General features: G+C 63.1%; 19 protein-coding genes and 1 other RNA gene. 5 read left to right on the forward strand and 15 right to left on the reverse strand.

The features are described from left to right. The first annotated feature begins 59 nt into the window (after nucleotides 1-59). The 5 genes from LF599_RS01785 to LF599_RS01805 all read left to right on the forward strand — a co-directional run bounded on the left by LF599_RS01785 (nucleotide 60) and on the right by LF599_RS01805 (nucleotide 6,428). Complete coding sequence (locus tag LF599_RS01785; RefSeq protein ID WP_279522076.1) at nucleotides 60-815, forward strand: MBL fold metallo-hydrolase; 756 nt, start codon at nucleotides 60-62, stop codon at nucleotides 813-815. A 124-nt stretch (nucleotides 816-939) separates the two neighbouring features. Next, complete coding sequence (locus tag LF599_RS01790) at nucleotides 940-2,274, forward strand: response regulator (protein WP_279522077.1); 1,335 nt, start codon at nucleotides 940-942, stop codon at nucleotides 2,272-2,274. Between the two features lie 151 nt (nucleotides 2,275-2,425). Continuing rightward, on the forward strand, nucleotides 2,426-3,874 hold the full coding sequence (locus tag LF599_RS01795) for a tetratricopeptide repeat protein (RefSeq protein ID WP_279522078.1): 1,449 nt from the start codon (nucleotides 2,426-2,428) through the stop codon (nucleotides 3,872-3,874). Between the two features lie 172 nt (nucleotides 3,875-4,046). Next, a complete protein-coding gene (gene argS / locus LF599_RS01800; RefSeq protein ID WP_269940962.1) occupies nucleotides 4,047-5,690 on the forward strand; it encodes an arginine--tRNA ligase in 1,644 nt (547 codons plus the stop codon). A gap of 36 nt (nucleotides 5,691-5,726) precedes the next feature. Continuing rightward, nucleotides 5,727-6,428, forward strand: a complete 702-nt coding sequence (locus LF599_RS01805; RefSeq protein WP_279522079.1) for an SPOR domain-containing protein — start codon at nucleotides 5,727-5,729, stop codon at nucleotides 6,426-6,428. Between the two features lie 99 nt (nucleotides 6,429-6,527). Here LF599_RS01805 and LF599_RS01810 read toward each other — a convergent pair whose 3' ends face one another. The 15 genes from LF599_RS01810 to LF599_RS01880 all read right to left on the reverse strand — a co-directional run bounded on the left by LF599_RS01810 (nucleotide 6,528) and on the right by LF599_RS01880 (nucleotide 25,814). Beyond that, entirely contained in the window at nucleotides 6,528-7,217 is a 690-nt protein-coding gene (locus LF599_RS01810; RefSeq protein ID WP_269940965.1) for a queuosine precursor transporter, read from the reverse strand. 267 nt (nucleotides 7,218-7,484) lie between these two features. After that, nucleotides 7,485-8,765, reverse strand: a complete 1,281-nt coding sequence (tyrS, locus tag LF599_RS01815; protein ID WP_269940966.1) for a tyrosine--tRNA ligase — start codon at nucleotides 8,763-8,765, stop codon at nucleotides 7,485-7,487. Between the two features lie 39 nt (nucleotides 8,766-8,804). After that, nucleotides 8,805-9,584 carry a TIGR00282 family metallophosphoesterase gene (locus tag LF599_RS01820; protein ID WP_279522080.1) on the reverse strand — a complete coding sequence of 260 codons (780 nt, stop codon included), beginning with the start codon at nucleotides 9,582-9,584 and terminating at the stop codon, nucleotides 8,805-8,807. Between the two features lie 61 nt (nucleotides 9,585-9,645). After that, nucleotides 9,646-10,536, reverse strand: coding sequence for a CheR family methyltransferase (locus tag LF599_RS01825; protein ID WP_269940967.1), 891 nt, complete (start codon nucleotides 10,534-10,536; stop codon nucleotides 9,646-9,648). A gap of 148 nt (nucleotides 10,537-10,684) precedes the next feature. After that, nucleotides 10,685-12,241, reverse strand: coding sequence for a ribonuclease Y (rny, locus tag LF599_RS01830; protein ID WP_279522081.1), 1,557 nt, complete (start codon nucleotides 12,239-12,241; stop codon nucleotides 10,685-10,687). A gap of 191 nt (nucleotides 12,242-12,432) precedes the next feature. Beyond that, nucleotides 12,433-12,616: non-coding RNA, 6S RNA (ssrS, locus tag LF599_RS01835), on the reverse strand. Between the two features lie 29 nt (nucleotides 12,617-12,645). Then, nucleotides 12,646-12,915, reverse strand: a complete 270-nt coding sequence (gene zapA / locus LF599_RS01840) for a cell division protein ZapA (protein WP_269940968.1) — start codon at nucleotides 12,913-12,915, stop codon at nucleotides 12,646-12,648. 12 nt (nucleotides 12,916-12,927) lie between these two features. Beyond that, the gene (locus tag LF599_RS01845; protein ID WP_269940969.1) at nucleotides 12,928-13,104 is read right to left on the reverse strand and encodes a hypothetical protein; all 177 of its coding nucleotides are present in this window, start codon (nucleotides 13,102-13,104) and stop codon (nucleotides 12,928-12,930) included. Nucleotides 13,105-13,181: 77 nt separating this feature from the next. After that, complete coding sequence (glmU, locus tag LF599_RS01850) at nucleotides 13,182-14,558, reverse strand: bifunctional UDP-N-acetylglucosamine diphosphorylase/glucosamine-1-phosphate N-acetyltransferase GlmU (protein WP_279522082.1); 1,377 nt, start codon at nucleotides 14,556-14,558, stop codon at nucleotides 13,182-13,184. A gap of 160 nt (nucleotides 14,559-14,718) precedes the next feature. Then, nucleotides 14,719-16,674 carry an OPT family oligopeptide transporter gene (locus LF599_RS01855; RefSeq protein ID WP_279522083.1) on the reverse strand — a complete coding sequence of 652 codons (1,956 nt, stop codon included), beginning with the start codon at nucleotides 16,672-16,674 and terminating at the stop codon, nucleotides 14,719-14,721. A 24-nt stretch (nucleotides 16,675-16,698) separates the two neighbouring features. Further along, nucleotides 16,699-17,481 (reverse strand): substrate-binding periplasmic protein, encoded by a 783-nt coding sequence (locus LF599_RS01860; RefSeq protein ID WP_279522084.1) that lies wholly within the window; start codon nucleotides 17,479-17,481, stop codon nucleotides 16,699-16,701. Nucleotides 17,482-17,493: 12 nt separating this feature from the next. After that, a complete protein-coding gene (locus LF599_RS01865; RefSeq protein ID WP_279522085.1) occupies nucleotides 17,494-19,506 on the reverse strand; it encodes a DUF6785 family protein in 2,013 nt (670 codons plus the stop codon). Beyond that, on the reverse strand, nucleotides 19,503-24,377 hold the full coding sequence (locus tag LF599_RS01870) for an FtsX-like permease family protein (protein WP_279522086.1): 4,875 nt from the start codon (nucleotides 24,375-24,377) through the stop codon (nucleotides 19,503-19,505). The genes LF599_RS01865 and LF599_RS01870 overlap by 4 nt, the downstream gene beginning before the upstream one ends. Before the next feature lie 3 nt (nucleotides 24,378-24,380). Beyond that, a complete protein-coding gene (locus LF599_RS01875; RefSeq protein ID WP_269940981.1) occupies nucleotides 24,381-25,145 on the reverse strand; it encodes an ABC transporter ATP-binding protein in 765 nt (254 codons plus the stop codon). A 9-nt stretch (nucleotides 25,146-25,154) separates the two neighbouring features. After that, nucleotides 25,155-25,814 carry an ABC transporter permease gene (locus LF599_RS01880; protein WP_279522087.1) on the reverse strand — a complete coding sequence of 220 codons (660 nt, stop codon included), beginning with the start codon at nucleotides 25,812-25,814 and terminating at the stop codon, nucleotides 25,155-25,157. Nucleotides 25,815-25,941: the final 127 nt, after the last annotated feature.

The raw sequence follows: 25,941 nt of genomic DNA on the forward strand, positions 1-25,941 counted from the left end.
CTTTCGCCTCGTTTGTGTAAAAATATGTTTTTTTACGGGAATTTCAGAAAACGGAGCGAATGATGCGCGTGACTTTTGTCGGGGTGGGCGAAGCCTTTGACGAACGCCTGCCGAACACCTCCCTGCTGGTGGAGTCGGGCGGTTCGTCCATACTGCTGGACTGCGGCTTCAACGCCTCGTGCAAGCTGTGGGAATATGCCGCCAACCCCATTGATCTGGACGCGGTGTTCGTATCGCATTTTCACGCTGACCATTATTTCGGGCTTCCGGCCCTGATCGCCCGCTCCATCGAGGAGGGGCGCACCAAGCGGTTGACGATCCTTGGCCCGAGCGGCATCGAGTCCCGGGTCAGCCGACTCATGGACCTGGCCTATTCCAACGCCCTGTCCCGGGCCGGGTTCGAGATTTTCTTCATCGAGTGCGTGCCCGGCGAGGACTTCAAGCACAGCGGATTCCGTTTCCGCTTCGCCCTCAACGACCACTCCATGCCGTGCCTGGCCATCAGGTTGGATGCCGGGGGCAAGTCCCTGTATTATTCCGGCGACGGCAAACCCACGGACGACACCGTGGACCTGGCCGGGAACTGCGACCTTGTGGTTCATGAGGCCTTTACCCTGGACGAGATCACCACGGGCCACGGCGACGTGGGCACCGCGCTGGAAATGGCGAGCCGGTCAGGGGCCAAGGCGTGCGCATTGGTGCATATGCGGCGGACCATCCGGCATACGATGATGGACATGATCCGCATGGCCATAGGGACCAAGCCGGACGTCAACGCCTTCGTACCGGAGCCGGGCGACGTGTACGAATATTGATTCCCCTGGGGACGCTAGAAATATCATTTCCTTTTGTCCCGGCTCGTGCCATCCTCTGCGTCCGCGCACCGGCGGCAAAGGGGCGCGTCGACATCATTCGCACTAGCCGCGACCAGGGGAGAGCATGGCCGGGAAATACGACTCCATCGTCTACGACTATTTCGAGAAGACCAACGGTTCCATCATTCTCATCAGTGAGGACGTCCTTTTCAAGCGGATGCTGTCCTCGACCATTTTCAAGATCATAGGCACGAAGCGCGATTGCCTTTTCGCCACCGAGACCGTCCACGCGGGGCTGAAGAAGGTCCAGTCCATGCACAAGGCCGGGCACGAGTTCATCGTCTTCATCGAGCGGATGCTCGGCGGCGGCACCAGCACGGACACCATCCTGACGCTCAAGCGGCTGCTCCCCGATCTCAAGATCATCGTCCTGGTGGGTGAGACCAAGCGCGAGAACATCGCTTTCTTCTACGAGATCGGCGTGAGCAACGTCATCTCCAAGCCCGCCTCCATGAACAACATCATCGAGAAGCTGGCCTTCACCGTGAAGCCCCAGGGCAAGCTCAGCGAGTACATGCATCTCGGCAAGCAGCGTCTGGCCTCGGGCAAATTCATGGAGGCCATGCAGATCGCCCGCAAGGTTCTGGAACTGAAGCCGGGGAGCCCGGCCGGGCTCATGCTCCAGGGCGACGTGCACATGGCTCTGAATGAGCGGGACAAGGCGCTGGAAAGCTACCATCAGGCCCACGACAGCTCCAAGATATACCTGGAGCCCATCAAGAAGCTGGTGGAGGCGTATCGGGGCGTGGACGAGAACGAGATGCTCAAGTACATGAAGAAGCTCGACCGCCTGAGTCCGCTGAACGCCCAGCGCAAGACCGAAATAGGCAAGGTCCATGCGAAACGGCGGGAAATGGCCGAGGCCGCCGCCTATTTCGACCAGGCTATCGAAACCGTCACCAGGGAGGCCATGGGAATGATCGGTTCCGTGGCCGAAAGCATTGCCGAGGCCGTGTCCGATGATCCGGGCATGTCCGAGAAGTATTTGAGCAAGGTTCTGGAGGCCAAGGGCGGACGGTTGGACAAGGATGACATCTCCCTGTTCAACAAGCTCGGCATCGCCCTGCGCGGCCAGGGCAAGTGGCGCGAGGCCATCGAGAATTACGGCGCGGCCCTGCGCATTTCCCCGGAGGACGAGGGCCTGCATTACAACATGGGCATGGCCTTCTACGACGGCGGAGACAAGCGCCGGGCAGGGAAATGCTTCCTCAAGGCCCTGGAATACAACCCCGATTTTTACAAGGACAGCGAGAGGGTTTCCATGAACCTCGGCACCCTGTTCGCCGACCTGCGGGAATACGAACTGGCCATTCCCTGCCTGGAAAACGTTCTCAGGCTCAATCCGGACAACGTCATGGCCGCGCGCAGGCTCGCCGCGCTGCGGGACGCCGTGGGCTGATCCGTCTTGCGGGATCGTCCCCGGGGGCCGGGCGGATGCGTCCTCGCACTCCCTTCTTTTTTCACCGGGTTGACCGTTTTCCCCCACTTCACGTAGTGTCCGGATGAGGAGCGGATAGCCGCTTCTTCACCGGCAGCCGGAAGGGGCACCCATGCAGCAGGAAACCGCCGACAGCACGGTTCGCAAGTTCATCGAGAAGGACGGTGGGGTCATCGTCTACGTTTCGGACGACTACGGTTTCACGCGCGCCCTGCGCAACATGGTTTCGAGGGTCATCGGCCTGCGCGGCGAAGTGCTGCTTCCCTACGCCTCTCTGGACGCGGCCCTGAAAAAGTGCGTGGAGCTGAGCGACCAGGACATCCCGTTCGTGGTCTTTATCGAGCGGATGATCGACAACCACCCGTCCACCGATTTCATTATCCGGCTTTCGCGTGAATGCCCCGAGGCGCGCATGATCGTCCTCACCTGGGAGGCGACCAAGGAGACCGTGGCGTATTTCTTCGAGCTTGGCGTGAGCCGGGTGCTGGTCAAGCCCGCCTCGGCCAACAAGGTCGTTGAGGAATTGGCCTCGGCCATCTCTCCGCCCATGGCCCTGAGCCAGCAGGTGGATCACTGCCGCAAGCTTCTCGACGCCCGCAACTACGAGGCCGCGCTGGCCGCCTCGGACCGTATCCTCATGCTCAAGCCGGACTCGGCGCACGGACTGGCCATGCGGGGCGATGCCCTTATGGGCGTGGGCCAGGTGGACGAGGCCGTGCAGACCTATATGGCCGCTCATGAGGCCAACCCCATATTCATGGCCCCGCTCATCAAGCTGGCCGAGGCGTTCCGCAGCATGGATGACGAGCGCGCCCTGGCCTATCTCAAGGAACTCGACACCCTCTCTCCCCTCAATCCCGAGCGCAAGATCGACATCGCCGAGCAGCATTTGCGCCAAGGGGAGCATGAGCAGGCCGAACGCTATCTGGATCAGAGCGTGCAGGCCGCCGAGCGCGAGACCCGTTCCATGGTCGGTGACCTGACCGAGCGGATCGTGGATGCCGTGTCCGCCACGGCCCCGGACCTGGCCGTCAAATACCTGAAACGCGTCATCGACACCAAGCGCGTGCTGGGCCGCGACGACCTTGTGCATTTTAACCGCCTGGGCATAATCCTGCGCGGGGAAGGACGTTGGGCCGAGGGCGTGGAGGTTTACCGGAAGGCTCTCTCCATTGCCCCGGAGGACCCGGTTATCCTCTACAACATGGGGCTGGCCCATTGGGAAGGGAACGAGCGCATGACCGCCCTGGACTGCTTCGAGAAGGCCCTGCTCATCGACCCGTATTTCTACTCGGGCAGCGTGGGGGCGGCCCTGAATATAGGCTCCCTGTATCTCGACCTGCGGTACCCGGATGACGCGGCCCCCTTCTTCGAGCATGTCCTGGACCTGGACCCGGAGAACGAGCTTGCCCGCGCCAAGCTCGACATGGCCCGGAATCTGGCCCGTCTCCAGCCGGAGGCGTCGCGCCGCCGCCGGGAAGAGGCGCGTCCCCCGGAGCCTCCTCCCGAGCCGCCAAGGAAGAAAAGAAAGCGCAGGCCGTTTACCAATCTGGAGCTGTGACGGCCCCGCCGTCATCCCATGTTCAAAAGGCATTTCCGCGAGTTCGGAGCGCCGGTCCGAGGGGCCGGAGGCCTTGGACGTGCCGGGCTGGGCACTTCCTCCGGACTTGGATTGACCGGGGTTTCGTGCTAGAGGCTTCGCCACAAGGTTTGTTTAAGGAGTATACTCGAAGATGAGAGCGAAGATACATTTGGAAGGTGCGCTGAAGAAGGCGTTGGACGGATTCGGCTGGTCATGGCCGGACAAGGCGGTCATCGAGCCGCCCAAGGACAGCGGCTTCGGCGACATGTCGGCCAACGTGGCCATGATGCTGGCCCGGGAGGCCAAGAAGGCCCCGCGCGCCATTGCAGAGGACCTCAAGGGCGCGCTTGAGAGCGATCCGTTCATCGAGAAGGTCGAGATCGCCGGACCCGGATTCCTGAATTTCACCTTGACCCCGGCTTTCTGGCAGGAAACCGTGGGCGAGATTCTCGGGCAGGGCGGGAACTACGGCTCCTCGACCCTGGGCAACGGCACGAAGGTGCAGGTGGAGTACGTTTCCGCCAACCCCACCGGACCGTTGCACATCGGCCACGGACGCGGCGCCGCTCTGGGCGATTCCCTGACCCGCATCCTTGAGAAAGCCGGATACGACGTCGAGGCCGAGTACTATATCAACGACGCCGGCCGCCAGATGCTTATCTTGGGCGGTTCCATTCTGTACCGCGCCCGCCAGTTGGGCGGCCTCAACCCGGCCGAGCCCGAAGACTACTACAAGGGCGAGTATATCACCGACATCGCACGCGACCTGATGAACGAACGTCCCGACCTTCTGGATCTGCCCGAGGCGGAAGCCCTGGAGACCTGCAAGGTGTACGGCAAGGACGTGATCCTTGAAGGCATCAAGCAGGACCTCGCCGCCTTTGGCGTGCGCCACGACGTGTGGTTCTCCGAGAAGTCCCTGGTCGAGGATGGCAAGGTGGACGAGACCTTCGCCGATCTGACCGCTTCCGGCATGGGCTACGAGGCGGACGGTGCGTACTGGTTCAAGTCCACCGAGCTGGGCGACGACAAGGACCGCGTGCTGCGCAAGACCAACGGCGACACCACCTATTTCGCTTCGGACATCGCCTACCACGACAACAAGTTCAAGCGCGGCTTCGATCTGGTCGTGGACATCTGGGGCGCCGATCACCACGGCTACGTCCCGCGCATGATGGCCGCCTGCGAGGCGCTCGGCAAGCCGGGCGGGCTCTATGTCATCCTGGTCAATCTGGTCAACCTCCTTCGGGACGGCCAGCCCATCGCCATGTCCACCCGCGCGGGCCAGTTCGAGACCCTCAAGGACGTGGTGGACGAGGTCGGCTCCGACGCGGCTCGGTTCATGTTCCTGTCGCGCAAGTCCGACTCCAAGCTCGATTTCGACCTGGAGCTGGTCAAGCAGAAGTCCATGGACAACCCGGTCTACTACGTGCAGTACGCTCATGCCCGCATCTGCTCGCTGAACCGCAAGGCCGCCGAGGCGGGTGTGGAAACCGCCGTCGTCTCCCCGGCCTCCCTGGCCCTGCTCAATACAGAGTATGATCTTGAGATGCTTCGGATGCTGGACCAGTACCCGGACTATGTGGAGTCTGCCGCACGGACCCAGAGCCCGCATCTGATCGCCACATATTTGCAGGACCTTGCTTCAAAACTTCATAGGTACTATACCAATTGCCATGTGCTCAGCGCCGAGCCCGAAGTGGCTTCGGCACGGCTCATGCTGCTCGGTTGCGTGGCCGGTGTGGTCGCCGACGGACTGGCCCTGCTGGGCGTCAACGCTCCGGAATCCATGTAAGGGCCATTGGGCCGAAAGCGAATACGGACGACTGCCATGGCTGAAAAAATGGAACCCAAATACAAGGTCAAAGTGCCCAGGCTCAACGCGGCCAAGAAGAAGTTCGACTTCTCCCTGTCCCTGCCCGGCATGATAAGCGCCGTGGGCGCGGGCGTGCTGGCTCTGACCTTCTTTTTTATCATGGGCATCCTCATTGGGCGCGGCTACCGGCCAGAGGCCGACGTGCCGCCCCTGCAGGACATCATGCCCAGCGCCGAGCACGGCCGGTTGGCCGAGGAGGCTTCGCCGCCCAAGGTCCTGACTCTTGAGGAGCTGGACTATCAGGATCGGCTCAAGGCCTCCCCCCAGCAGATGTTGGATACTCCGGTCGAGGAACCGAAGACTGCGCCCAAGCCCAAGCCTAAGCCTGAACCCAAGCCCGAGGTTAAGCCCGAGGCGGCACCCGCCAAGGCGGAGACTGCCGCGCCTGTCCCGGTCCAGCCGGGCGAGCCGGTCTTTGATTACGTGTATCAGGTGGCTTCATTCCGCAAGGCGGAAATGGCCCGTAGCCTGAGCGCCAAGCTCTCCGCCGCGGGGCTGAACTCCCGGGTCGAGTCCGGCGAGGCCAAGGGGTCCACCTGGCTCCGTGTCCAGGTGGTGCATCGGGGCACTCCGGCCTCCACTTCACAGATGAAGACTGTGCTCGCGAAATACGGCATCGACAAGCCGTTGCTCAAGAAGAAGTCCGCCGTCCAGTAAGGACGAAAGAACGTATCGAGCCGCCCGCATTTGCGGCAATGTCAAAAAAAAAGGCCGGACCCTGAATTCCCAGGGGCCGGCCTTTTCTTGTGAAGTCGTTTAGGCGTTTTGCGGGGTGTGCTCCTTCCGGAACAGGTGCTTCGCCAGGTAGATGAACGGGGTGTCCAGAGCTGCCACCACGACCTTGATGATGTAGGTGGAGATCAGGATTTCCATGAATACGTTCATGGGGAAAACGCCCCAGAAGGCGATGACGCAGAAAATCGCCGAGTCCAGGAGTTGGCTCAGCATGGTCGAGGCGTTGTTGCGCAGCCACAGGTATTTTTCGCCGGTGCGCTCCCGGATGGCGTGGAACGCCCAGACGTCGTGCAGTTGGGAGACCAGGTAGGCGGCCATGGAGGCCAGGGCCACGCGCGGCAGGAAGCCGAACAGGGCTTCAAGGTGCGGCTGGGCGAAGTCATCCGCCGCTGGCTGGAAGTAGAGCGCGATCTGCATGTATCCGACCATCATCACCAGGGTGACGAAGCCGAGGAGCACGCCTTTGCGCGCCTCCTTCTTGCCGTAAAATTCGCTGAGCAGGTCCGTGGATAGAAATACGCTGGCATAGAGCACGTTGCCGAGCGTGGTGGTCAACCCGAATAGCTGCACGGTCTTCAGCACCTGAATATTGCAAAGGAGCAGGTTGAAGACCATCAGTCCGAACAACCCCACCCGGCCGAAGAGCCGGTACACCACCAGGACCATGCACAGGTCCACCAACGCAAACAGTATCCACAATGTCTCATTCATGGCCGTGGATGTGCCTCTATTTCCGCGTCAGGTCAAGTTTTGCGTATCCGGCCTGCCGATCCTGTCCCCGGGCCGCCATACGCCTTGTTTCGCCATGTCGCCGGGTTCTCCGGTTCGGCGTCGTCAGGGAAAAGTTCAGAAGGGGGAGCGGGATGGACGTCGTGAAGGGGGGGCGGGAAAGCCTGTTTTCCGCGTCTGCGGACCGTCCGAAAAAAAGGGGCCGGTATAACCCGGCCCCTTATTATTTGTTTGATATGCGGCGTGAGCCTAGCACTTGGTGACCAGGCCGTAGTTCTTCTTGCCCTTGCGGATGATGAGCAACTCGCCGCCGATGAACAGCGGGTCGGCGATTTCATCGCCGTCCTCGACCCGTTCGCCGTTGATGTAGATGCCGCCGCCGAGGATGTCCTTCCGGGCCTGGCCCTTGGACTTGACGAGGCCGAGGTCCACGAGCATCTGGGGCAGGTCGGGGACGTCCTCGGATGCGTAGCGCACGGCGGGCGCGGATTCGAAGGCGGCGCGCAGGGTGCCGGGATCGATGGTCTTGATGTCGCCCTTGCCGAACAACGCCTCGGTGGCGGCCAGAACCCGTTCCAACTCGTGCTTGCCGTGGATCATGGTGGTGACCTCTTCGGCCAGGCGTTTCTGGGCGGCGCGCAGGTGCGGGGCCTCCTGGGTCTGCTTGTCAAGCTCGGCGATTTCCTCGGGAGTCAGGAAGGTGAAGAGCTTGAGGAACTTGATGACGTCCGCGTCGTCGGTGTTGATGAAGAACTGGTAGAAGGCGTAGGGCGACGTCAGGTCCGCGTTCAGGTAGACCGCGTTGCCTTCGGACTTGCCGAACTTCTTGCCGGAAGCCGTGGTGATGAGCGGGAAGGTCAGGGCGAAGGCCTCGGCCTGCTCGCCGTCGGCGGCGTAGCGGCGGCGGATGAACTCGCAGCCGGAAGTGATGTTGCCCCACTGGTCGCCGCCGCCGATCTGGAGACGGCAGTTGTAATTCTTGTACAGGTGGTAGTAGTCGTAGGACTGAAGGATCATGTAGGAAAACTCGGTGTAGGAAATGCCGGTCTCCTCGCGGTCGATGCGGCCTTTGACCGACTCCTTCTGGAGCATCCAGTTGATCGTGAAGTGCTTGCCCACGTCACGCAGCAGATCGATGCAGCTCATGTCCTTGGTCCAGTCGTAGTTGTTGACGATATTCGGACGTTCGCCGGTGTTGCGCTCGACGAAGCGGCGCACCTGGTGCTTGATGAGTTCCAGCCGTTCGTCCAGCTTGTCGGCGTCGGACAGCTCGCGTTCCTTGTCCTTGCCGGAGGGATCGCCGATGCGGCCGGTGGCTCCGCCCATGAGGTAGAGGGGATTGTGGCCCGCCTTTTTCATGCGAACCAGGCAGAGCAGAGGGACGAGGTTGCCCACGTGCAGGCTTTCGGCGGTGGGATCGAAGCCGCAATACATGGTGGCACCCGGCTTGGACAGATACTCGCGCACCTTGTCTTCGTCAGAAACCTGATTGATCAGCCCCCGCCATTTCAACTCGTCGTAGATGTTCACTTTCTTCCTCATTTATATAGGGTTGACAATGTGATTCGGTTATCCGTTCCGTTGGAACGCGATCATGGATACCGCCTTGCCGGTGGTATCATCTATGTCAAAAATCGCGCCTTGTAAAACCCCGGGACCTGTTGCCGCCTCAAGTTGCCTGGGCAGGCCGGTGAGATAGCGGTCGAGGATGATTTCGGGCTTCATGCCGAGGCAGGAGTTGGCGGCTCCGCACATGCCCAGATCGGTCAGGTAGCCGGTGCCGCCGGCCAGGACCTTGGCGTCGTTTGTCTGGACGTGGGTATGGGTTCCGACCACGGTCGAGACCTTGCCTTCGAGGAAATAACCCATGGCGATCTTCTCACCCGTGGCCTCGGCGTGGAAATCCACGATCTGCACGGGGATGTCGGCCGGAAGGGCGTCGAGAACGGTCTCAGCGGCCGCGAACGGGCAGTCGATGGGCGGCATGAAGGTCCGGCCGATGAGGTTGATGACGGCCACCGGCGGGAAGCCTTCCTTGCGGAAGACGCGCACGCCACTGCCGGGCAGGTGGTCCGGGTAGTTGTGGGGGCGGAGGATGCGTCCGTCCTCATCGAGCATGGCGTAGAGGTCTTTGTACTTCCAGATGTGGTTGCCGCCGGTGATGCCGTCCAGGCCCGCCTTGAGCAGCTTCGTGGCGTGTTTTGCCTTGAGGCCGTAGCCGCCGCTGGCGTTTTCACCGTTGGCGAAGGCCAGGTCGATGGACTCCTCATCCTTGATGCGGGCCAGGTTTTGCATGACGGCCTTGCGGCCCGGAAGGCCTACAATGTCGCCGAGAAAGAGAATGCGCATGACGCTCCTTGGGGTGATGCGATGGGGTTGCCGCCTGCGAGCAGCGAGGCGTGGGCGGCGGTCACAGCCGCCGGAAGACAGTGGGGGCGACCTGCCTGAGGGGCAGGTTCATGCCGGACAGGCTTTCGGAGTGGCCGATGAATAGATAGCCGCCGGTCTGAAGAGCGCTGCAGAACTTGTTGAAGAGCACTTCCTGGGTGGGCCGGTCGAAGTAGATGACCACGTTGCGGCAGAAGATGATGTCCTGCCGGTCGCGCAGCCGGAAATCCTCCATGAAGTTGAGCCGCTGGAAAGAGACCTTGTTGCGCAGGTTGGCGTCCATCTTCACCCGGAGCCGGTCCTTGGACTTGAGCATGTACTTTTTCTTGTACTGCATGGGGACGTCGGCGACCTTGTCCATGGGGTAGACGGCCCGCTTCGCCTCCGCAAGAATTTTCCCGGAGATGTCCGTGGCCAGGATGGCGAAGTCGAACCCGGGGCGTTGTTCCGCCCATTCGTGGAGCACCATGCCCAGGGTGTACGGCTCCTCGCCGCTGGAGCAGCCCGCAGACCAGACGCGCAGGGCTCCGCGCTTCCCGACGTTCCGTCTCCACAGCTCCGGCAGGACGATGCGGGTCATGATCTCCCAGTGCTTGGGCTCCCGGAAGAAGTGGGTCGTGTTGGTCGTGACCGCGTCGATGAGGTGCGTGCGCTCCTGCTCGCGGCCCTCCGGCGAGAACACGTAGTCGCAGTATTCCTTGTAGCCGGACAAGCCCAGGGCGCGCAGCCGTTTCTGGAACCTGGATTGGAGCAGGACCTTCTTGGTGGGCGGCATCTTGATGCCGAGTTCGGTCTGGATAAGCTCGCTGAACCGCGAGAACTCCGTGTCGCCCATCTCCGAACGCACGAGGTTCATGGACTTGTCCATGGCCTTCCTGAGTCTTTCGGGGACGGGTTCCGAGTTGTTGTTCATGGCTGTCTGCGCTCCCTTCGCTACCGGGTGGGGTCACGCAATCATAGGGGATCATCATGCTGGTGATCTATGATTTTTTTCGGAGGGATTGTGGAGGGAAAGAAAAACGCACCCGGAGGACGTCCTCCGGGTGCGTCGCCAAAAGCGTTTACTTGGCGTAGCCCACGGCCCGCTTCTCGCGGATGACCGTGACCCGGATCTGGCCGGGATACGTCATGTTGTTCTCGATCTTCTCCGCGATGTCCTTGCAGAGCACATAGGTGTTCTCGTCGCCGACCTTTTCGGAATCGACCATGACGCGGATTTCGCGGCCCGCCTGGATGGCGTAGGCCTTCTGCACGCCGTCGAACCCGGTGGCCAGCCCTTCGAGTTCTTCGAGGCGCTTGACGTAGTTCTCAAGCAGCTCCTTGCGCGCGCCGGGACGGGCGCCGGACAGGGAGTCGGCGGCCTGGACCAGGTTCGCCAGGATGGTCATGGGCGGCGTGTCCTCGTGGTGGGCGGCGATGGAGTGGATGATCTCCTTGGACTCGCCGTGCTTTTTGGCCAGGTCCGCGCCGATGATGGCGTGGGGGCCTTCTACCTCGTGGTCAACGGCCTTGCCGATGTCGTGCAGCAGCCCGGCGCGTTTGGCCTCCTTCTCGTTGAGGCCAAGCTCGGCGGCCATGACGCCGCACAGGAAGGCGACCTCCATGGAGTGCTGGAGCACGTTCTGGGAGAAGCTGGTGCGATAGTGCAGCCTGCCCAGCAGGTTGATGAGCTCGGGATGGATGCCGTGGACGCCCACGTCGAAGGTGGCCTGCTCGCCGATCTCCTTGAGCTTGGTGTCCATTTCGCCTTCCACCTTGCGGACGATCTCCTCGATGCGGGCGGGGTGGATGCGGCCGTCGTGAATGAGTCGTTCGAGCGCCTGCTTGGCCACTTCGCGCTTCAGGGGACTGAAGGCGGACAGGACCACGGTTTCGGGCGTGTCGTCGATAATCAGGTCCACGCCGGTGGCCGCTTCCAGCGCGCGGATGTTGCGCCCCTCGCGGCCGATGATGCGGCCCTTCATGTCCTCGGAGGGCAGGGTGACGGCGGTGACGGTCTGCTCGCCCGCGTAGTCTCCCGCATAACGCTGCAAGGCCAGGGAGAGTATCTCCTTGGCCTTCTTGGAGGCGTTTTCCTTGGCCTCCATTTCGATATTGCGAATCATTTTGGCGGATTCGTGACGAGTGCGGGATTCGATTTCCTTGAGCAGGCTTTCGCGGGCCTCCTCAACGGTCAGGCCGGAAATCTCCTGAAGCTTGCGCTCGTGCTCGTCCGATTTCTGGACCAGGTCCTCCTCGACTTCGCTCAGGTGCTTTTCCTGTTTGATGAGCTGCTTTTCCAGCTCAACCACCTGGGCCTCCTTGTCGGCGACCTTTTCCCGCTTGGCGTCAAGCCGCTCCTCTTTGGAGTGGAGACGCTTTTCCTCGTTCTTGAGCTGGCTTTCGCGGTCCTTGAATTCCCGCTCCAGCTCTTTCTTCTGGTTGAATATTTCGTCCTGGGCCTGGAGTCGCGATTCCTTTTTGAGGGCTTCACTTTCCTTGCGGGCTTCCTCGACGATGCGTTCCGCAAGTCCTTTTGAATCGGAAATCTTTTTGTCGGTAATGTATTTGAAGAGTATGGACCCGGTCCCGAGGCCGACGATCAATCCACCGCCGACCATGGCGATTTCGGCTAACATGTGGTTGCTCCTTAATTATGTTGACAGGCTATTCGTCTGGCGGCCTGTTTCCGCCGAACCCGACTTGAAGAGCGCGCACGCGAAAACGCACTCTGCTTCGGAAGAGAAGAGAGGAGCGGGGTTTCGGATATGGCTGTAGGTTTTTATATCACCGTCCGAGAACGCCGGTCAGTGCCGGTCGGGCGGAGTTTTAAATCCCCGGGAAGCCGTGTTGCCTGTATGTTTTGAACCTGGCATGTCCAGGTGGGCATGACTCGCGTGCCTTCAGGCTTCCCGGCCGGACCGGGCCTGCTCACCAGCACACTGGAGTCGTCGCCCTTTTTCAGAGCATTGGCTCAATAACACTCCGGGCAATCACGCACGCCCCAGGGTAATTCCTTGTTGCCGACCTCGGGTCCGCCCAGCTATCGGTTCGGATCCGTTGAGGTCTTTTCCAAAATCTCTCCGATCTTCCCTTCCAGCCGCCTCAGTTTGTCTTCGGCGACCAGATAATCGTCCGCAAGGCTCAGGAGCAGATAGGTGAGCAGCTTTTCCTTGCTGATGTCACCGGCTCCGGCGACAAGCTCCTTGTGCTTGTTCTCGATGAACGCCTGTGCGGCCTCGATGCGGCCATTGTCCGCATCCGTCTTGAAGGATATCTCGAGTCCCATCAGGGTCAGCGTGTAGCGAGGCATCGTAACCCACTATCATTCAAGCTCGTTTTGAACTTTTTCGAGCAGCGCGTCGATACGGGATTCGATGTCGTTACGCAGACGCCTTTCGGCCTCGGCCTCCTCCTTCAAGAGCTGATTTTCTTCTTTCAGTTCCGCAATTTTATTCAATAAGACATTGAAACGCTCTTCAAGCTTGGCAACTAATTCCATATCTTCTATCTATGCTTTTTTCTGGTCCAAGGCAAGATTTCTTTCCACAGTTATTTTGAGGGTTTTCCACTGCATCGCTAGTTTTTCTTCAGGCACCGTTTCAGGTTGACCTGCTTGCCTCTGGCGATGCCGGCCTGATTGTCCGGCACGTTCTTGGTGATGGTGGAACCCGCTCCGATCAGGGCGTTTTCGCCCACGGTCACCGGCGCGACAAGGGCCGTATTGGAACCGATGAAGGCTCCCGCGCCGATCTTGGTCGTGAATTTGTTTTTGCCGTCGTAGTTGCAGGTGATGGTCCCCGCGCCGATGTTGGCGCCGGGGCCGACCTCGGCGTCGCCCAGGTAGGTCAGGTGGCTGGCCTTGGACCCTTCGCCCAGGACGGCCTTCTTCATTTCCACGAAGTTGCCGGTGCGCGCGTCCTTTTTCAGCACCGCGCCCGGCCGCAGCCGGGAGTAGGGGCCAACGGTCGCGCCCTCGCCCACTTCGGCTTTCTCGATGTGGTTGAATTCGCGGATCACGCAGCCCGGGGCGAAGACGGCGTCGGTGATGTGGTTGTAGGAGCCGAGGCGCGCGCCCGCCGCGACCTTGGAGGCCCCGTAGATTTCGCAGTGGCCGAATATTTCGGCTCCTGGCTCCACTTCGACCCTCGGACCGACGATCACGGTGCCGGGGTTGTGGATAAGTACGCCCTTGTCGATGAGTTCGTCCACGATGCGACTGCGCAGGGTGCTTTCGGCGACAATCAGCTCGCGCGGGGAGTTGATGCCCATGAGGGAAATGTCGTTGCCCGCCTGGACGCCGTCCACGGCCAGCCCCTTGTCCACGGCCAGGGCGATCAGGTCGGTGATGTAGTATTCGCCGGATTTGTTCTTGTTTTCGAGCAGGTCGAGCAGGGGACCGATGGTCTCGATCTTGAGCAGGTAGATGCCCGCGTTGACCTCGCCGGTGACCGGGCCGTGCAGGGAGAAATCGTAATCCTTGGCCTCGACCACGGCCGTGATTCGCCGTTCGGCGTCTCGGACGACCCTGCCGAAGGAGGCGGTGTCGCGGGGGGTGATGGTCATGAAGGCCAGATCGCAGCATCCCTGGGCGGCCATGAGCCGGTCCAGCGCTTCCACCGTGACCAGCGGGGTGTCGCCGTTGATGACCAGGCAGTGGGTCGCCCCGGAGTCCTTCACGGCTTCCCATGCCACCTGCAGGGCGTGGCCGGTGCCGAGCTGTTCCGTCTGGGTGACGAACCGGCTCGCCATGTCCGGGAAGGCTTTGGCCACGTTGTCGGCGTCGTGGCCGACCACGGTCAGGATGTTTTCCTTCACGATGGGCGCAAGGGCCTCGTACACGTAGAAGAGCATGGGCTCGTTAAGCAGGGTTTGCAGGACCTTGGCCTTGGGCGAGCGCATCCGCGTTCCCTTGCCAGCGGCCAGCACCAGGGCGGTCGTCTTGTTTTCGGGCATTCCGTTCTCCGTATGGGGTTCCTTGTACCGTTACGCCGGGCATAAATTACCCGCTCGCACGGGAAAGAACAAGGCCCGTTTGCAAAATGCGGGCGGGTTTGCGGATGTTGTCGGCGTCGGGACGGCGTATTCGGAGCGGCCGGACGGCCGGGGGACGTTTTTAGTACGCCAGCCGTCCGAGCGACTTCATGATGAGGGTGCAGCCCATGGCGAACATGCCGGTCAATCCCATGCCGCAGGAAAAGCCCGCCAGGAGGACCGGGGCGTAGTGCCGCCAGCGCGCGCCGTATTTTTTCAGGAAGTAGAAGCGGCCCAGCAGCGCGCCGACCACCTCCAGGATCATGCCGTGGGGTGTGGATTGGCCCAGGCCGCGGACCACGCCGTAGACCAGGAGCACGGGCAGGCCAAGGACGTTGAGCACCGAGTAGAGGATCAGGCCGAGCCCCAGTCCCGACAGCACCACCGGGCCGGACAGCGCCTCGAAGAAAAGGGAGTTGCCGTCAAGTGTGGAGGTTTGCAGGAGCAGGGTGTTCAGGGCCTGAAGGTGCCACAGCTCCTGCGCGAACGGGTATTCCGGCGAAGGGATGGGAGCGAGTTGCCAGAGGAACTGCGAGAAGAGCAGGGAGGAAACCATGACGATGGGAAAAACCAGGATTTCGGCCTTGATGATCCCGCGCAGGCTGGTTCCGGTCAGCTCGATCTGGCGGAACTGGACCGTGGCCTCTCCGTAGTTGTGAAAGGGGATGGGCGCGTACCAGATCTCAAGCCCATGGTAGCCGAAGAACTTGGCTCCGGCGATGAACGAGAATTCGCGGACCATGGGCAGGGCGATGAACTGTCCGGCCACGCCCTCCATCCGCGCGGAGATGTAGGATATCACCGGGGTGTACACGAAGCCGTAGAGGACGAAGAATATCCAGGGGAAGCTCGGCACCAGCCAGAGGCAGAAGGCGATGTAGCACAGGGTGGAGAAGACGTAGATGCCTATGGACACCCAGAAGTTGATGTCGCCGCGCCCCTCGGGCGGGTTGAACAGGGCCGAGAAGTCCAGGCCGCCGCTTGCGCTGCGGAAGGATTTGACGACGTAGTAGACGCCCACCGCGCCGATGGCCAGGCCCAGTCCTATGCCGAAGCTCATGTAGAAGTCGAAGTTGTTGGCGAAGACCGTCTCCACCGTGGCCATGCCCGGATGCCAGCGGTGCAGGATGCCGTGGGCGTAGAGGATCGGGTTGGCCACAATGGTCACGACGAGCCCGAGCAGTCCGCCGATGACCGCCCAGAAGGGCAGGACCATGCCGATGAAGACCAGGCCCAGGTCGAATTGCAAGCCCGTGGCCACGGCGGGCAGGACGTCCTCGGTGTGCCGGGTCAGCTCGATCCACGGAATGGGGATGAGCCGGATGGGCTCGGTGAAGAGCAGTCCGGACAGGGCGGGCAGGAGCACGTAGAAGAAGCCGAAGGCAAGCCCGATGACCCCGCCGATGGAGAAGACCCGCCACTTCCAGCCGGTCTTCTTGTCCTCGGTGGATTCGGCCAGGGCCATGGTGCCCAGCGCGCCCACCGGGGCCATGGGGAAGGGCAGTTTCTCCACGTCCGAGGTGATGCGGTACAGGGAATAGCCCAGGCCGAAGTGGTCGATGCGCTGGACCAGTTGCGCGCCGATGAGCAGCAGGATGGGCACGAGCCAGTCGCGGTGCATGAAGGTTCGCTCCAGGTAGGAGCCGGAGCCCACGGCGGGCGCTACCCAGTGGGGGATGAACTCGGTCAGGCCGAGCATCCGCGCCGCATCGGACTGGACCAGGTATTGGTTCCAGAGAAGCCCCTGGAACGGCGAAGCCAGCGCCGCGCCCGCCATGTAGTAGAGCAGGAATATTTCCTGTTCCTTCAGGTGGGTGTAGGAACGTTTGGCGATCTCGGCGAAGAGAATGATGGTCACCCAGCGGGCGGCCGGGCCGATGCCCTGGCCGATGACCAGTTGCAGGTACATGGAGCCGGGCATCATCAGGAAGCCGATGAAGACGGCTCCCACCACGGTCTTCCAGTCGAACCCCTCCTCGAATTTCTCGGGCGGTTTGAGCAGGTCCCGGTATTCTTTCAGTTCCTTGTCGTCGTACATATGTTTCGCTCCTGCGGCCCGGGGCTACTTGTATCGGTCGAGGACGGCCTTGAGGCTGCCGTCCGCCTTCATTTCCCTGAGACGGAGGTTGAATTGTTCGATGACGGGTTCCCATCCCCGGTCCTTCGGAAACACGAAACGGATAGGGGCGGTGCCGATCGGAGTCGGGTCCATGCGAAACTGCCGGGGGTCGATGTCTTCCCGGTTGTGGAACATCCACCGTATTTCCGTAAGGTTGACAATGGCGGCGTCCGCCCTGCCCCGCCGAAGGAGCTCCAGCATGACGTCGGGGGAGGTGGCGTCGAGCCGGGTGATGCCGCCCGGCCCGAAGTGCGGTTCCAGGGCCGGGTAGACGAACCCCTTGATACACGCCACGGTCGCGCCGTGAAGGGTCTCGGGGCCGATGTATTGCAGCGAGCTTCCCGCGCGGTAGAGGAGCACGTCGTCGTTGGGCATGAACGGGGCGGTCCAGAGGAACTTGTCCGGCTCGTCTTTCCATTCCCTGGCCGAGGCGTACACGTTCACCCCGCCGTGTTCGAGCATGTCCCAGCCCCGCTTGTCGGGCAGCCGCCTGAAGGAAAGGGCGTACCCCAGCGGTCCGGTCACGGCCTTCAGCACGTCCGGCAGGATGCCCCTGTCCGGCAGATCCGGGCTGCCGATATAGTAGGGCGGCACATCCGCGTGCGCGATGAACATGACGATGCTGTCCTTGGCCGGGGAAGCCGCGAGGGCGCGTGGCGCTAGGCCCGTACCGGCCGCGAGCAGCAGGAGGAGGGGGAGCGGCAATATCTTCAGGAACGGATTCATGGGCATCCTCGGTTACATGGGAAAGACGCTGTACGCCTGGTTGGAGAACATGCCGATGACGGCGTAGACGCCGCCCATGAGGAAATCGCCCAGGATCAGGCCGATAAACAGGAATCGGACCTTGTTGTAGAGCCGTGTGCCGCCGTAGTGCAGGACCAGGTGATTGCACAGCCAGCCCAGGAAAAATGGATACCACAGGATCTTCATGCCTGCGGAATAGGCCGCCAGGTAGCCGAGGGGGTGCAGGGGCCACCAGGGCAGCTTGTAGTAGCAGTAGATCAGCACGAACATGGTCAGGGCGCCGAAGCCCGCGTAGGTGATGAGCCACTGGTTGGGGCCGGCGGGCTGGTCAACCAGCCGCTGGGCGTTTTCGTAGTTGGCCAGCACCGTTTGGGTGGCCCAGTCCAGGCGCAGTTCGCGCAGGCCGTAGCGGTGGCCGAGATAGAGCATGGTCGCGAAGGCCGCGGCCAGGGCCAGGACCAGGGAGACGCCGATGGCCGCGAGGAGCAGGCGGCGTCGGGCCGGGGCGGCCGATTCGCGTATCTTGGCCCCGTGGAACAGCGTCGGGGCCACGGATTCCCGCACGTCCAGGAAGAGGACTTTCTGCATGACAGCGGTGGCGGCAACGCCTGCCGAGCCGAAGACGCCCGTGCCGAACAGGCCGATGATCCCGTCGGACGGTGCGGCCGTCAGGGTGAAGTAGGGCAGGCCGCCCTGGCAGACGAGGCGGCTGACCACGAGCATGACCAGCAGGAACGCCAGGGGCAGGAGAACCGCGCCGGTCCAGGGCAGTCCGAACCAGCGGCACCAGGCGACGAGGAAGGCCACGCCGAGAATGAGGCCCACGAGCGGCCACGCGGGCGGTCCCCATTCGTGCGGGGGCGTCTCGAAGCCGGGGTCGTGCAGGGGCTCGCCGCTTTTGCAGACCCGCCGGAGGAGACAGGTGGCCGTCTCTTTCAGGTGGTGGCGGGAGAGCCAGAGCAGGAAGAGGAAAAACACGGCGTAGGAGCCGATGGTCTGCGCGCCTTCGGGACGGGCCAGGTCCGGGCCGAGGGTGGTCCCGAGCGCGGCCTCGGGCAACTGCCAGCCGAGCACGTAGAGCAGACCGAAGAGGAGCCCGGCCGCCAGATGGAAGAACCACATGGAGAAGGATATCTGCCGGGTGGTCAGGAAGGCGAATCCCACGAAGGCCGGGATGAAATAGAGCTTCAGCTTGTAGAACCCGGAGAAGAGGCCGAATTTCGGGAAATAGGTCCCGGCCAGGATCAGGGTCGGCAGTTCCGGCACTGACGGGTAGTAGAAGTGCAGGCCGTTGAGCAGGTGCAGCGACCCGGCCAGGACCAGGCCGATGAGCAGGAACCGGTTGGTCCACCAGGACGAGAGCTGCCGCTGGTCCAGGGCTTCACCCATGAGCTGGGGCACGCGCAGCAGGGGGAAGTTGACCCGTTCGTTGACCACCCACTGGCGGCCGAACAGGGCGGTCAGGCAGATCATGACGAGGTACGCGCCCAGGATGAACAGGGACCAGACGAGGAGCGGAGGCAGCCAGACGCCCCACGGGATGGCGGAAAGGACCTCTAGCACGGACATGTCCCGGCCGCCCTTGAGCCCCTGGAAGAGCTGGCGCACGGCCTCGGCGGAGTGGGGAAACCAGGAGTCGGGCAGGAGCGGCCCGAGGACTTCGGTCCAGCGGTAGGCGTCCCTGGCGTACCGTCCGGGCGCGGTGATGTCGACGAGGAAGGTCTCGGACAGCCCGGCGTAGCCGATGGCCGTGAACAGAGTCATCATCAGCCAGACCGTCAGGAGTTCCACTCCGGAAAAATAGGGCGGCCTGCGCGTCAGCCGGGCGGCCGCGGCGTCGATGACGAACATCCAGGCCAGGATGAAGAAGGGGGCCAGGGGGAAGTGTCCGCCGCCCAGCGGGACCCCGCCGAGCACCGCGTTGTTGTAGGGGGTGTAGACGCACAGGATCAGTCCGAGGACGAGCCCGGTCGCCAGCGCGCGCAGCCTCAGTCGTCCGTTCATGCCCCGGCCTCCTCTGCCTGTTCCCGCTCTAACCGCCGCCGCTCGGCGTTCAGGTCGTCGGCGTAGTGGACTACCGCGTCGTCGTCCAGGGACCGCCAGGCCAGCAGTTGCTTGCGCAGGTCGTTGATGAAATTGCGGTTGAGATTTTCCCAGGCCGTGAGTTCTCCGGCCTCGCGGTCGATGAGGACCTTTATCTGGCGGAAGCCGCCGTATATCTCGGACGGGCAGAAGATCAGCTTCACCTTCTGCCGCACGCCGAAGTCGAAGGGGGCCAGCCAGACGCGCAGGTCCATGGAGAAGCACTGGTCATCCGAGAGGGGGATGCCCTGTTCCGGAGCGGCTTGGTCGTCCAGATCGAGAAAATTGCAGCGCATGTCGTCTGTGCAGAACGTGCCGTGGGAGACGTCGTGGTGGGCCAGGTAGTACTGGCGCAGGAAGCCGCCCGCCGAGGACATCTCGGACATCTTGATGAGGAAGGGCAGGATGACGGTCAGTCTGTCGCCCTCGGCCTCGGGCATGGTCCAGGACTTGTTCACGTCCGGGATGGCGATGTTGGCCGCCACGCGGGCGGGATAGATGGCCGAGATCAGGACCACGCCGATGACCAGGATCATGGCGGCCACGCCCGCCGTGGAGGAATAGTTGGCGGTCATGCCCGCCCACAGCGGGGTCCCGGCCAGGAACGCGCTGGAGGTCTGGGCCAGGATGTAGCCCACCACCACGGAGATGACCGCGAAGGCAAGGGATTCGGCGATGAACAGGAAAGCCACGTGGGGCGGGGCCAGCCCGACCGAGGTGTAGACCGCGATTTCGGGGCGGCGTTCGTAGACCGAGCCGATCATGGTGTTGAGCACGATGAGTATGGAGATGGCCAGCGGTATCAGGATGTTCGCCATGCCCGAGTAGTTGACCGCGTCCGAGGCGTAGTAGAGGGAGGTCCCTTCCGGGCCCCCCTTGAACAGGAGCAGGCCGAAGCGGTCGCCCAGGTCGTCGCCCACCCTGTGCCCGATGTCGGGGCGCACGGCAATGCCCTTGAGGCGGCCCGCCGACAGGGTCAGCAGATCCTCGGCCGGGACGATGACGGTTTCGAAGCCGGGGATGTGTTGGTAGCGGGACTCTGTGGTCATGACGTCCTCGCCGCTTTCGATGGCCTCGGCCTCGACCTCGGAGAGCTGTGTGGCCGCCTGATTGGGAAAGACGATGGGGGTGATGGGCTCGCCGTCCAGGTCCGGGTTGTCCCGCAGCCCGTCGTCGCTGAACACGCCGACGAGGGTGAGGCGCAGTCCCCAGAGGACAACCGTGTTGCGCGCGGGGTCATCGGGGTCGGCGCCGATCCGTTCGGCCATGCGTTCGGGCAGCATGACGGCCTGCCGTTCGCCTTCCCGGAACCAGCGTCCCTTGACCAGGATGCGGTCCAGCCCGCTGACCTGCGGTTCAAGCCAGGAGAGCCCGACAAGGCCGCGTCCCTGCGCCTCCTTCCCGTCGCGGATCACCGGGATGAGCGGGGCGCGGGATTTGTCGGAGGTGAATCCGGTGTCGTACCAGACGCGCGGCGCCACGGTCCCCGTGCCGGAAAAGGCGTTGCGGACAACGGACAGGGCTTCCACCGGGAGATCCTGCCAGTTGAGGTACTTGCCCATGAGCCCTTCGTAGGAGGCGTGGTCGTTGAATTTGGCCCACCCGGCCTGCCGCACCGATTTGACCGTGGTGAAGTTCATGATGGTGAAGGTCAGGATGACCAGGGTGGCGAAGGTCAGGAAGGTGCGCACGGGCCGCCGTTTGAGGTTGCCAACTCCTAGGACGAAGGCCGCGGCGAAGGCGGCCATGGGACTGATGCCGGTCAGCTTGACGTGGGAGGAGCGTTTTTGCAGCTCGACCATTTCCCGCTCGAAACGGAAGAAGATGATGAGCGAGACGAGCAGGGACAGGGCCAGGATGAAGAAGGCCAGGATGACCACCAGCGGCGAATAGGTCAGTTGGAAAGCGGGATGCACCAGATAGATGACCCCGATGATGAGGAGCAGGAAGCCCAGGAAGGCGCTGATCCGTTTCTTGATGTCCACGAAGGAGAAAAAGAGCCGCTCCATGCAATAGGCGAAGGGCACGAACAGGGCCACATAGAAGAGCACCCCGAAGAGCACGTCGCGCTGGGTCTTGTCCACGTCGTTGTAGACCCGGCTCGCCTTGGACAGGGAGGCGCGGGACGCTTCGACGAATTTGTCCCACTGCATGGATTCGCGGTAGCCGACGGCCTCCGCCAACTGCTCGTCGCCCTGCTTGCGCAGCAGCCGGATGCGGTCGTTGACGATGCCCTTTTCTTCGAGGTTGTCGATGCGCGGGCCGAGCAGGGTCCACATGTCCCGGGCGGCCCGGAATTCCGTCAGGGGGATGACCGGCCACCGCCGGGCGATGTAGCCCAGCCCTTGGGGGTGCTCCGAATCCGAGTTGAGGAGCAGGACCTTCTTGTCCAGGACGGTGTCGGACAGGGTCAGCTTGACCGGGGTGTCCGGCTCCAGGAACAGGGTGCCGAGGGTGGACGAGCGGGTGTCCAGGCGGCTGTACCAGTAGCTCACGGGCGGGGCCTCGGTGCGGCCGTCGATGAGGGTGGGGCGGTACAGGTACTTGAAAGTCCTCGGCTCGAACATGTCGAACAGGGTGGTCTGCGTGCAGGCGAAGAGGATCAGGTCCGTGGCCTGCACGGCGCGGGAGAGCTTGAGCCGGTAGGCGTTCTTGCCGGTCTTGGGCTTGTCTATGGCCCAGTCGGCCAGTCCTGTCTCGTCGTTGAACTTGAAGGCTTCTATGACCGCCTTGTGGTAGCTGACCTTCTTGCCCGCGAGCCCGGGGATGCGGAAGTCCCCCTGGGTATCGACCATGCCGTAGGCGCGCGTCTGCCACTGGAAGGCCAGGACGATCATGCCCGTGGCGGGCCGGTCCGGGAAGATTTCCCCCTTGCGCAGGAGATTGGCGCGGCCTTCCACGGTGACGAAGTTGTTCTTGTCCCGCTTGCCCGCGTCGGCCACGGGGGCGGTGACCAGGGCCGAAACCAGGGCCGAGACCAGCCGGGACTGCTTTGCCAGAAATTCGAAGTTGACGCGGCCGGGCCGGTCGTAGGGGGTGCCCCAGGCGGGGCGCACGTCGTGGACCGTGGCCAGGGTGAAGCCGGGCAGTCCCGCCAGTGCCATGGGCTCGCCGCCAAGCTCGGGGCGGTCGGGCAGGTAGCTTTGCCAGGCGCGTTTGCCGGGGCGCAGGGTGTCGCGGAACAGCCGCGCGGTGTCGGGGTCGCTGTTTTTCAACCGCTCCACCGCGTTTTTCATGACCGTGTCCAGGGGGCGGAAGAAGCCGGTCCGGTTGACGTCGGGCTTGAGGTCGATGAGCCATCCCTGGTCGAAGCCGCCCACCCCGTCCCCGTGGGAGGAGAGGTAGAGGGAAACATGGGCCGCGATGCTCGTTTCGCCGAGGGCGTCGCGCACGGCTCGGGCGGAGGCGATGTCCTCCAGTTGGCCTGCCGCGTCCGCGAGCACGGCGGACTGATGCGCCTCGGCGGGCAGGATGAATCGTTGCAGGACGGCCCGCTCGTCGTCGGGCAGCCTGTAGTCGGCCACCGTGGAGCCGATCCAGGAGAGCCGCTTCAGGCGGATGCGCTCGTCGGCCAGGGCCTGGATGCGCGCCTGGTCGGCGGCTTCTTCCCCGGCCAGCAGCCGAAGCCGCATGAGTTCGCTGGTGATGTCGTCCTCGCGGTTGCGGACCACTGCCTTGAGCGCCTTCTTGAGCAGGGCCGCGTCCTTGGGGGCGGCAAGGTCGTCCGGGGACAGGGGGGCCGGAGAGCGGAGCAGCTCCAGGGTGCGCCGGGTGTCGGCCACGAGGTCTTGCAGCCTGTCGCGCCGGGCTTTGAGGTCCTTGCCCCTGGACACCAGGGCCCAGGTGAATTCGCGCATTCCCGCTTGAGCGGACGACTTGCCCGCCGTGGCCAGGAAGAGCACCGGGCGTTTGGGCGGGTGCGCGGCCAGATTCCCGGCCAGGTCCATGAGGGTGGCGATGGACGCGCCTTCGTCCGCGCCGGGCGAGTGCCCCTCCACCAGGGCGGTGGAGTCGTAAAACGCTTCGAGGATGATGGTCTGTTTCGAAAGCTCGGGGTCGGTTCCGGGGATGCGGCAGTAGATGTTTTCAAGCCGTTCGTTGCGCCATTTGCCCTTGGAGGTCAGTCCGACCCTGCCCAAGGCCCTCGGTCCTTTCGAAGCGAGATTTTTGCCGAACAGGGCCTCGGCCCGTTCGCGGGATATCCAGAAGATGGGGAAGTCCACCGGGGTAAGCTCGAACTTGGCCTCGAAGCCCGGCCTGGGGCTTGGCCCGCCGTCGCCGCCCACGCCCACGAAGATCAGGGCGCGCGCGCCGAGCATGGCCGCGTTGTTCCAGTTCTTGCCGGAGTCCATGTTCATGAGGGCCACGGCCCCTTCGACCGCCAGCCCATTGAAGTCGGAAACGCGCCCGTCGCCCACGTAGATGAGCGGCCCGTCGATGCCGGGCGGGGGCACCGCGCCGGGAGACAGGGCGTTGGCCCGCAGTTGGCGCAGGGGCTCCACATGGCCGGTGGCCGCGATCTTCAGGGTCGCTCCCTCCTGGATCTGTACGGGCAGGTGGAAGGTCTGGCGGCCAAAGGCCGCGTTCGGGAAGAATCGTTTCAGCTCGGCCTCGACCAGGTCCGCTGCCTCGGCGCGGCCGGGGCTGCCGGGGGAGCGGTCCTCGATGGCGCTCAGCCTGCGCAGGAACGCCGCGCCGTCGGCCCGCGCGGGAGGCGCGACGGCCGAGGTCAGGACGAACGCCGCGATCAAGGCCAGCAGGACGGTATGGAGATGCGGGCCGCGCCGGGTCATGGCCTACGCCCCGGATTCCCTGTGCCCGGTCAGTTTCTCGCCGATGGAGCCGATGGAGATGTCCAGCTCCTCGCGCCGCTCGATCCGGTCCACCTGGCCGTCGCGCACCCAGACCACGCGGTCGGACACGTTGAGCATCTTGTAGTCGTGGGTGGCCGAGATGACCGTGACCCCGCGATCCTGGGAGAGCATCCTCAGAAGCTCGATGATCTCCTCGCCGGTGGTCAGGTCCAGGTTGCCGGTGGGCTCGTCGGCCAGGACGATGGACGGATCGTTGGCCAGGGACCGGGCCACGGCCACACGCTGCTGCTGGCCGCCGGAAAGTTCAAGCGGCTTGTGCTGGAATCGGTCGCCCAGCCCCACCAGTTCGAGCAGTTCGATGCCTTTATCCTGGGCGTCGTCCGCGTTCATGCCCGCGAAGGTCATGGGCAGGGTCACGTTTTCCAGCGCGGTCATGACCGGGATGAGGTTGAAGGTCTGGAAGATGTAGCCGATCTTGCGGTTGCGAAGCCATGCGAGTTCGAAGGCGTCCAGTTGGGAGATGTCCACCTCGTCGATGAAGACCTTGCCCTCGGTGGGCTTGTCCAGGCCGCCGATCATGTTGAACAGGGTGGATTTGCCCGAGCCGGACGGTCCCATGATGGAGATGTATTCCCCGGCGAAGATTTCCAGGTCCACGCCCTTGAGGGCCTCCAGCTCCACCTTGCCCATGGTGAAGGTTTTCCTCACGCCGATGACGCGGACTATGGTTCGTTTTTCGTCACTCATGGATTATCCTCAATGTTCCGCCCGCATGGCCTTGATGGGGTCCATGCGCGCCGCCAGCAGGGCGGGGTAGAGCACGCCGAGGAGGCTCAGGAAACAGCCCGCCAGGGTAGCCAGTCCGACGGAGCCGAGCACGGAGGCCAACGGCAGGTGCGCGAGGGAGGGAAGGCCGAAGCGCAGGGCTCCGGTCAGCAGGGAAAAGACGCAGCCCAGGACGGCCCCGGCAAAGGCTCCGGCCAAGCCCTGCATGGCCGCTTCCAGCAGGAACAGGCGCAGGATCATGGAGTCCAGCGCGCCCAGGCATTTCATGACGCCGATCTCGGAGAACCGTTCGGTCACGGACATGAGTTGGGCGTTGATTATGCCCACGGTGCAGACCAGCAGGGACAGGATGACGATCCAGCGCTCCTTGGCCGACATGGTCACGGCCCCTTGGGCCATGTCCACGTCGTAGCCCGCCTGGGACAGGGCTCTGGCCGCCTCGCGGCCGCCGCTTTGGAGCATCCCGGTGGCGATGTCGAGGTTGACCAGGACGAAACCCAGGAACGACACGGCCAGGACCAGGCTGGAGACCGTTATCATGGAGCGGAAGAAACGGACTTTCAAACTCTTGAAGCTGATCTCGACGGATTTCGAGAACGGCAGCGAAATGAGTCGTTCCGGTTTGCTCATGGGTGTTCCTTCAGTGGGAAAGTGCTGGATTATATCAATGTCAGCATATCGTTTCACGTCATTCTAAACAAGTGGAAATAGGAATCAGTGTCCCAAAAACCGCCGGGTTGTCGCAAATTCGTCGCCG

It is taken from the genome of Pseudodesulfovibrio thermohalotolerans (assembly GCF_021353295.2).
Classification (GTDB): Bacteria; Desulfobacterota; Desulfovibrionia; order Desulfovibrionales; family Desulfovibrionaceae; genus Pseudodesulfovibrio; species Pseudodesulfovibrio thermohalotolerans.

Excerpts from the sequence above, each read along its gene's own strand:
- LF599_RS01855 (WP_279522083.1), bottom strand. The coding sequence starts at position 16,674 with ATGTACGACGACAAGGAACTGAAAGAATACCGGGACCTGCTCAAACCG.
- LF599_RS01820 (WP_279522080.1), bottom strand. The coding sequence starts at position 9,584 with ATGCGCATTCTCTTTCTCGGCGACATTGTAGGCCTTCCGGGCCGCAAG.
- argS (WP_269940962.1), top strand. The coding sequence starts at position 4,047 with ATGAGAGCGAAGATACATTTGGAAGGTGCGCTGAAGAAGGCGTTGGAC.
- LF599_RS01795 (WP_279522078.1), top strand. The coding sequence starts at position 2,426 with ATGCAGCAGGAAACCGCCGACAGCACGGTTCGCAAGTTCATCGAGAAG.
- LF599_RS01845 (WP_269940969.1), bottom strand. The coding sequence starts at position 13,104 with ATGGAATTAGTTGCCAAGCTTGAAGAGCGTTTCAATGTCTTATTGAAT.
- LF599_RS01865 (WP_279522085.1), bottom strand. The coding sequence starts at position 19,506 with ATGAACGGACGACTGAGGCTGCGCGCGCTGGCGACCGGGCTCGTCCTC.
- LF599_RS01785 (WP_279522076.1), top strand. The coding sequence starts at position 60 with ATGATGCGCGTGACTTTTGTCGGGGTGGGCGAAGCCTTTGACGAACGC.
- LF599_RS01805 (WP_279522079.1), top strand. The coding sequence starts at position 5,727 with ATGGCTGAAAAAATGGAACCCAAATACAAGGTCAAAGTGCCCAGGCTC.
- zapA (WP_269940968.1), bottom strand. The coding sequence starts at position 12,915 with ATGCCTCGCTACACGCTGACCCTGATGGGACTCGAGATATCCTTCAAG.
- glmU (WP_279522082.1), bottom strand. The coding sequence starts at position 14,558 with ATGCCCGAAAACAAGACGACCGCCCTGGTGCTGGCCGCTGGCAAGGGA.
- rny (WP_279522081.1), bottom strand. The coding sequence starts at position 12,241 with ATGTTAGCCGAAATCGCCATGGTCGGCGGTGGATTGATCGTCGGCCTC.
- LF599_RS01810 (WP_269940965.1), bottom strand. The coding sequence starts at position 7,217 with ATGAATGAGACATTGTGGATACTGTTTGCGTTGGTGGACCTGTGCATG.
- LF599_RS01825 (WP_269940967.1), bottom strand. The coding sequence starts at position 10,536 with ATGAACAACAACTCGGAACCCGTCCCCGAAAGACTCAGGAAGGCCATG.
- LF599_RS01790 (WP_279522077.1), top strand. The coding sequence starts at position 940 with ATGGCCGGGAAATACGACTCCATCGTCTACGACTATTTCGAGAAGACC.
- LF599_RS01860 (WP_279522084.1), bottom strand. The coding sequence starts at position 17,481 with ATGAATCCGTTCCTGAAGATATTGCCGCTCCCCCTCCTCCTGCTGCTC.
- LF599_RS01870 (WP_279522086.1), bottom strand. The coding sequence starts at position 24,377 with ATGACCCGGCGCGGCCCGCATCTCCATACCGTCCTGCTGGCCTTGATC.
- LF599_RS01880 (WP_279522087.1), bottom strand. The coding sequence starts at position 25,814 with ATGAGCAAACCGGAACGACTCATTTCGCTGCCGTTCTCGAAATCCGTC.
- LF599_RS01875 (WP_269940981.1), bottom strand. The coding sequence starts at position 25,145 with ATGAGTGACGAAAAACGAACCATAGTCCGCGTCATCGGCGTGAGGAAA.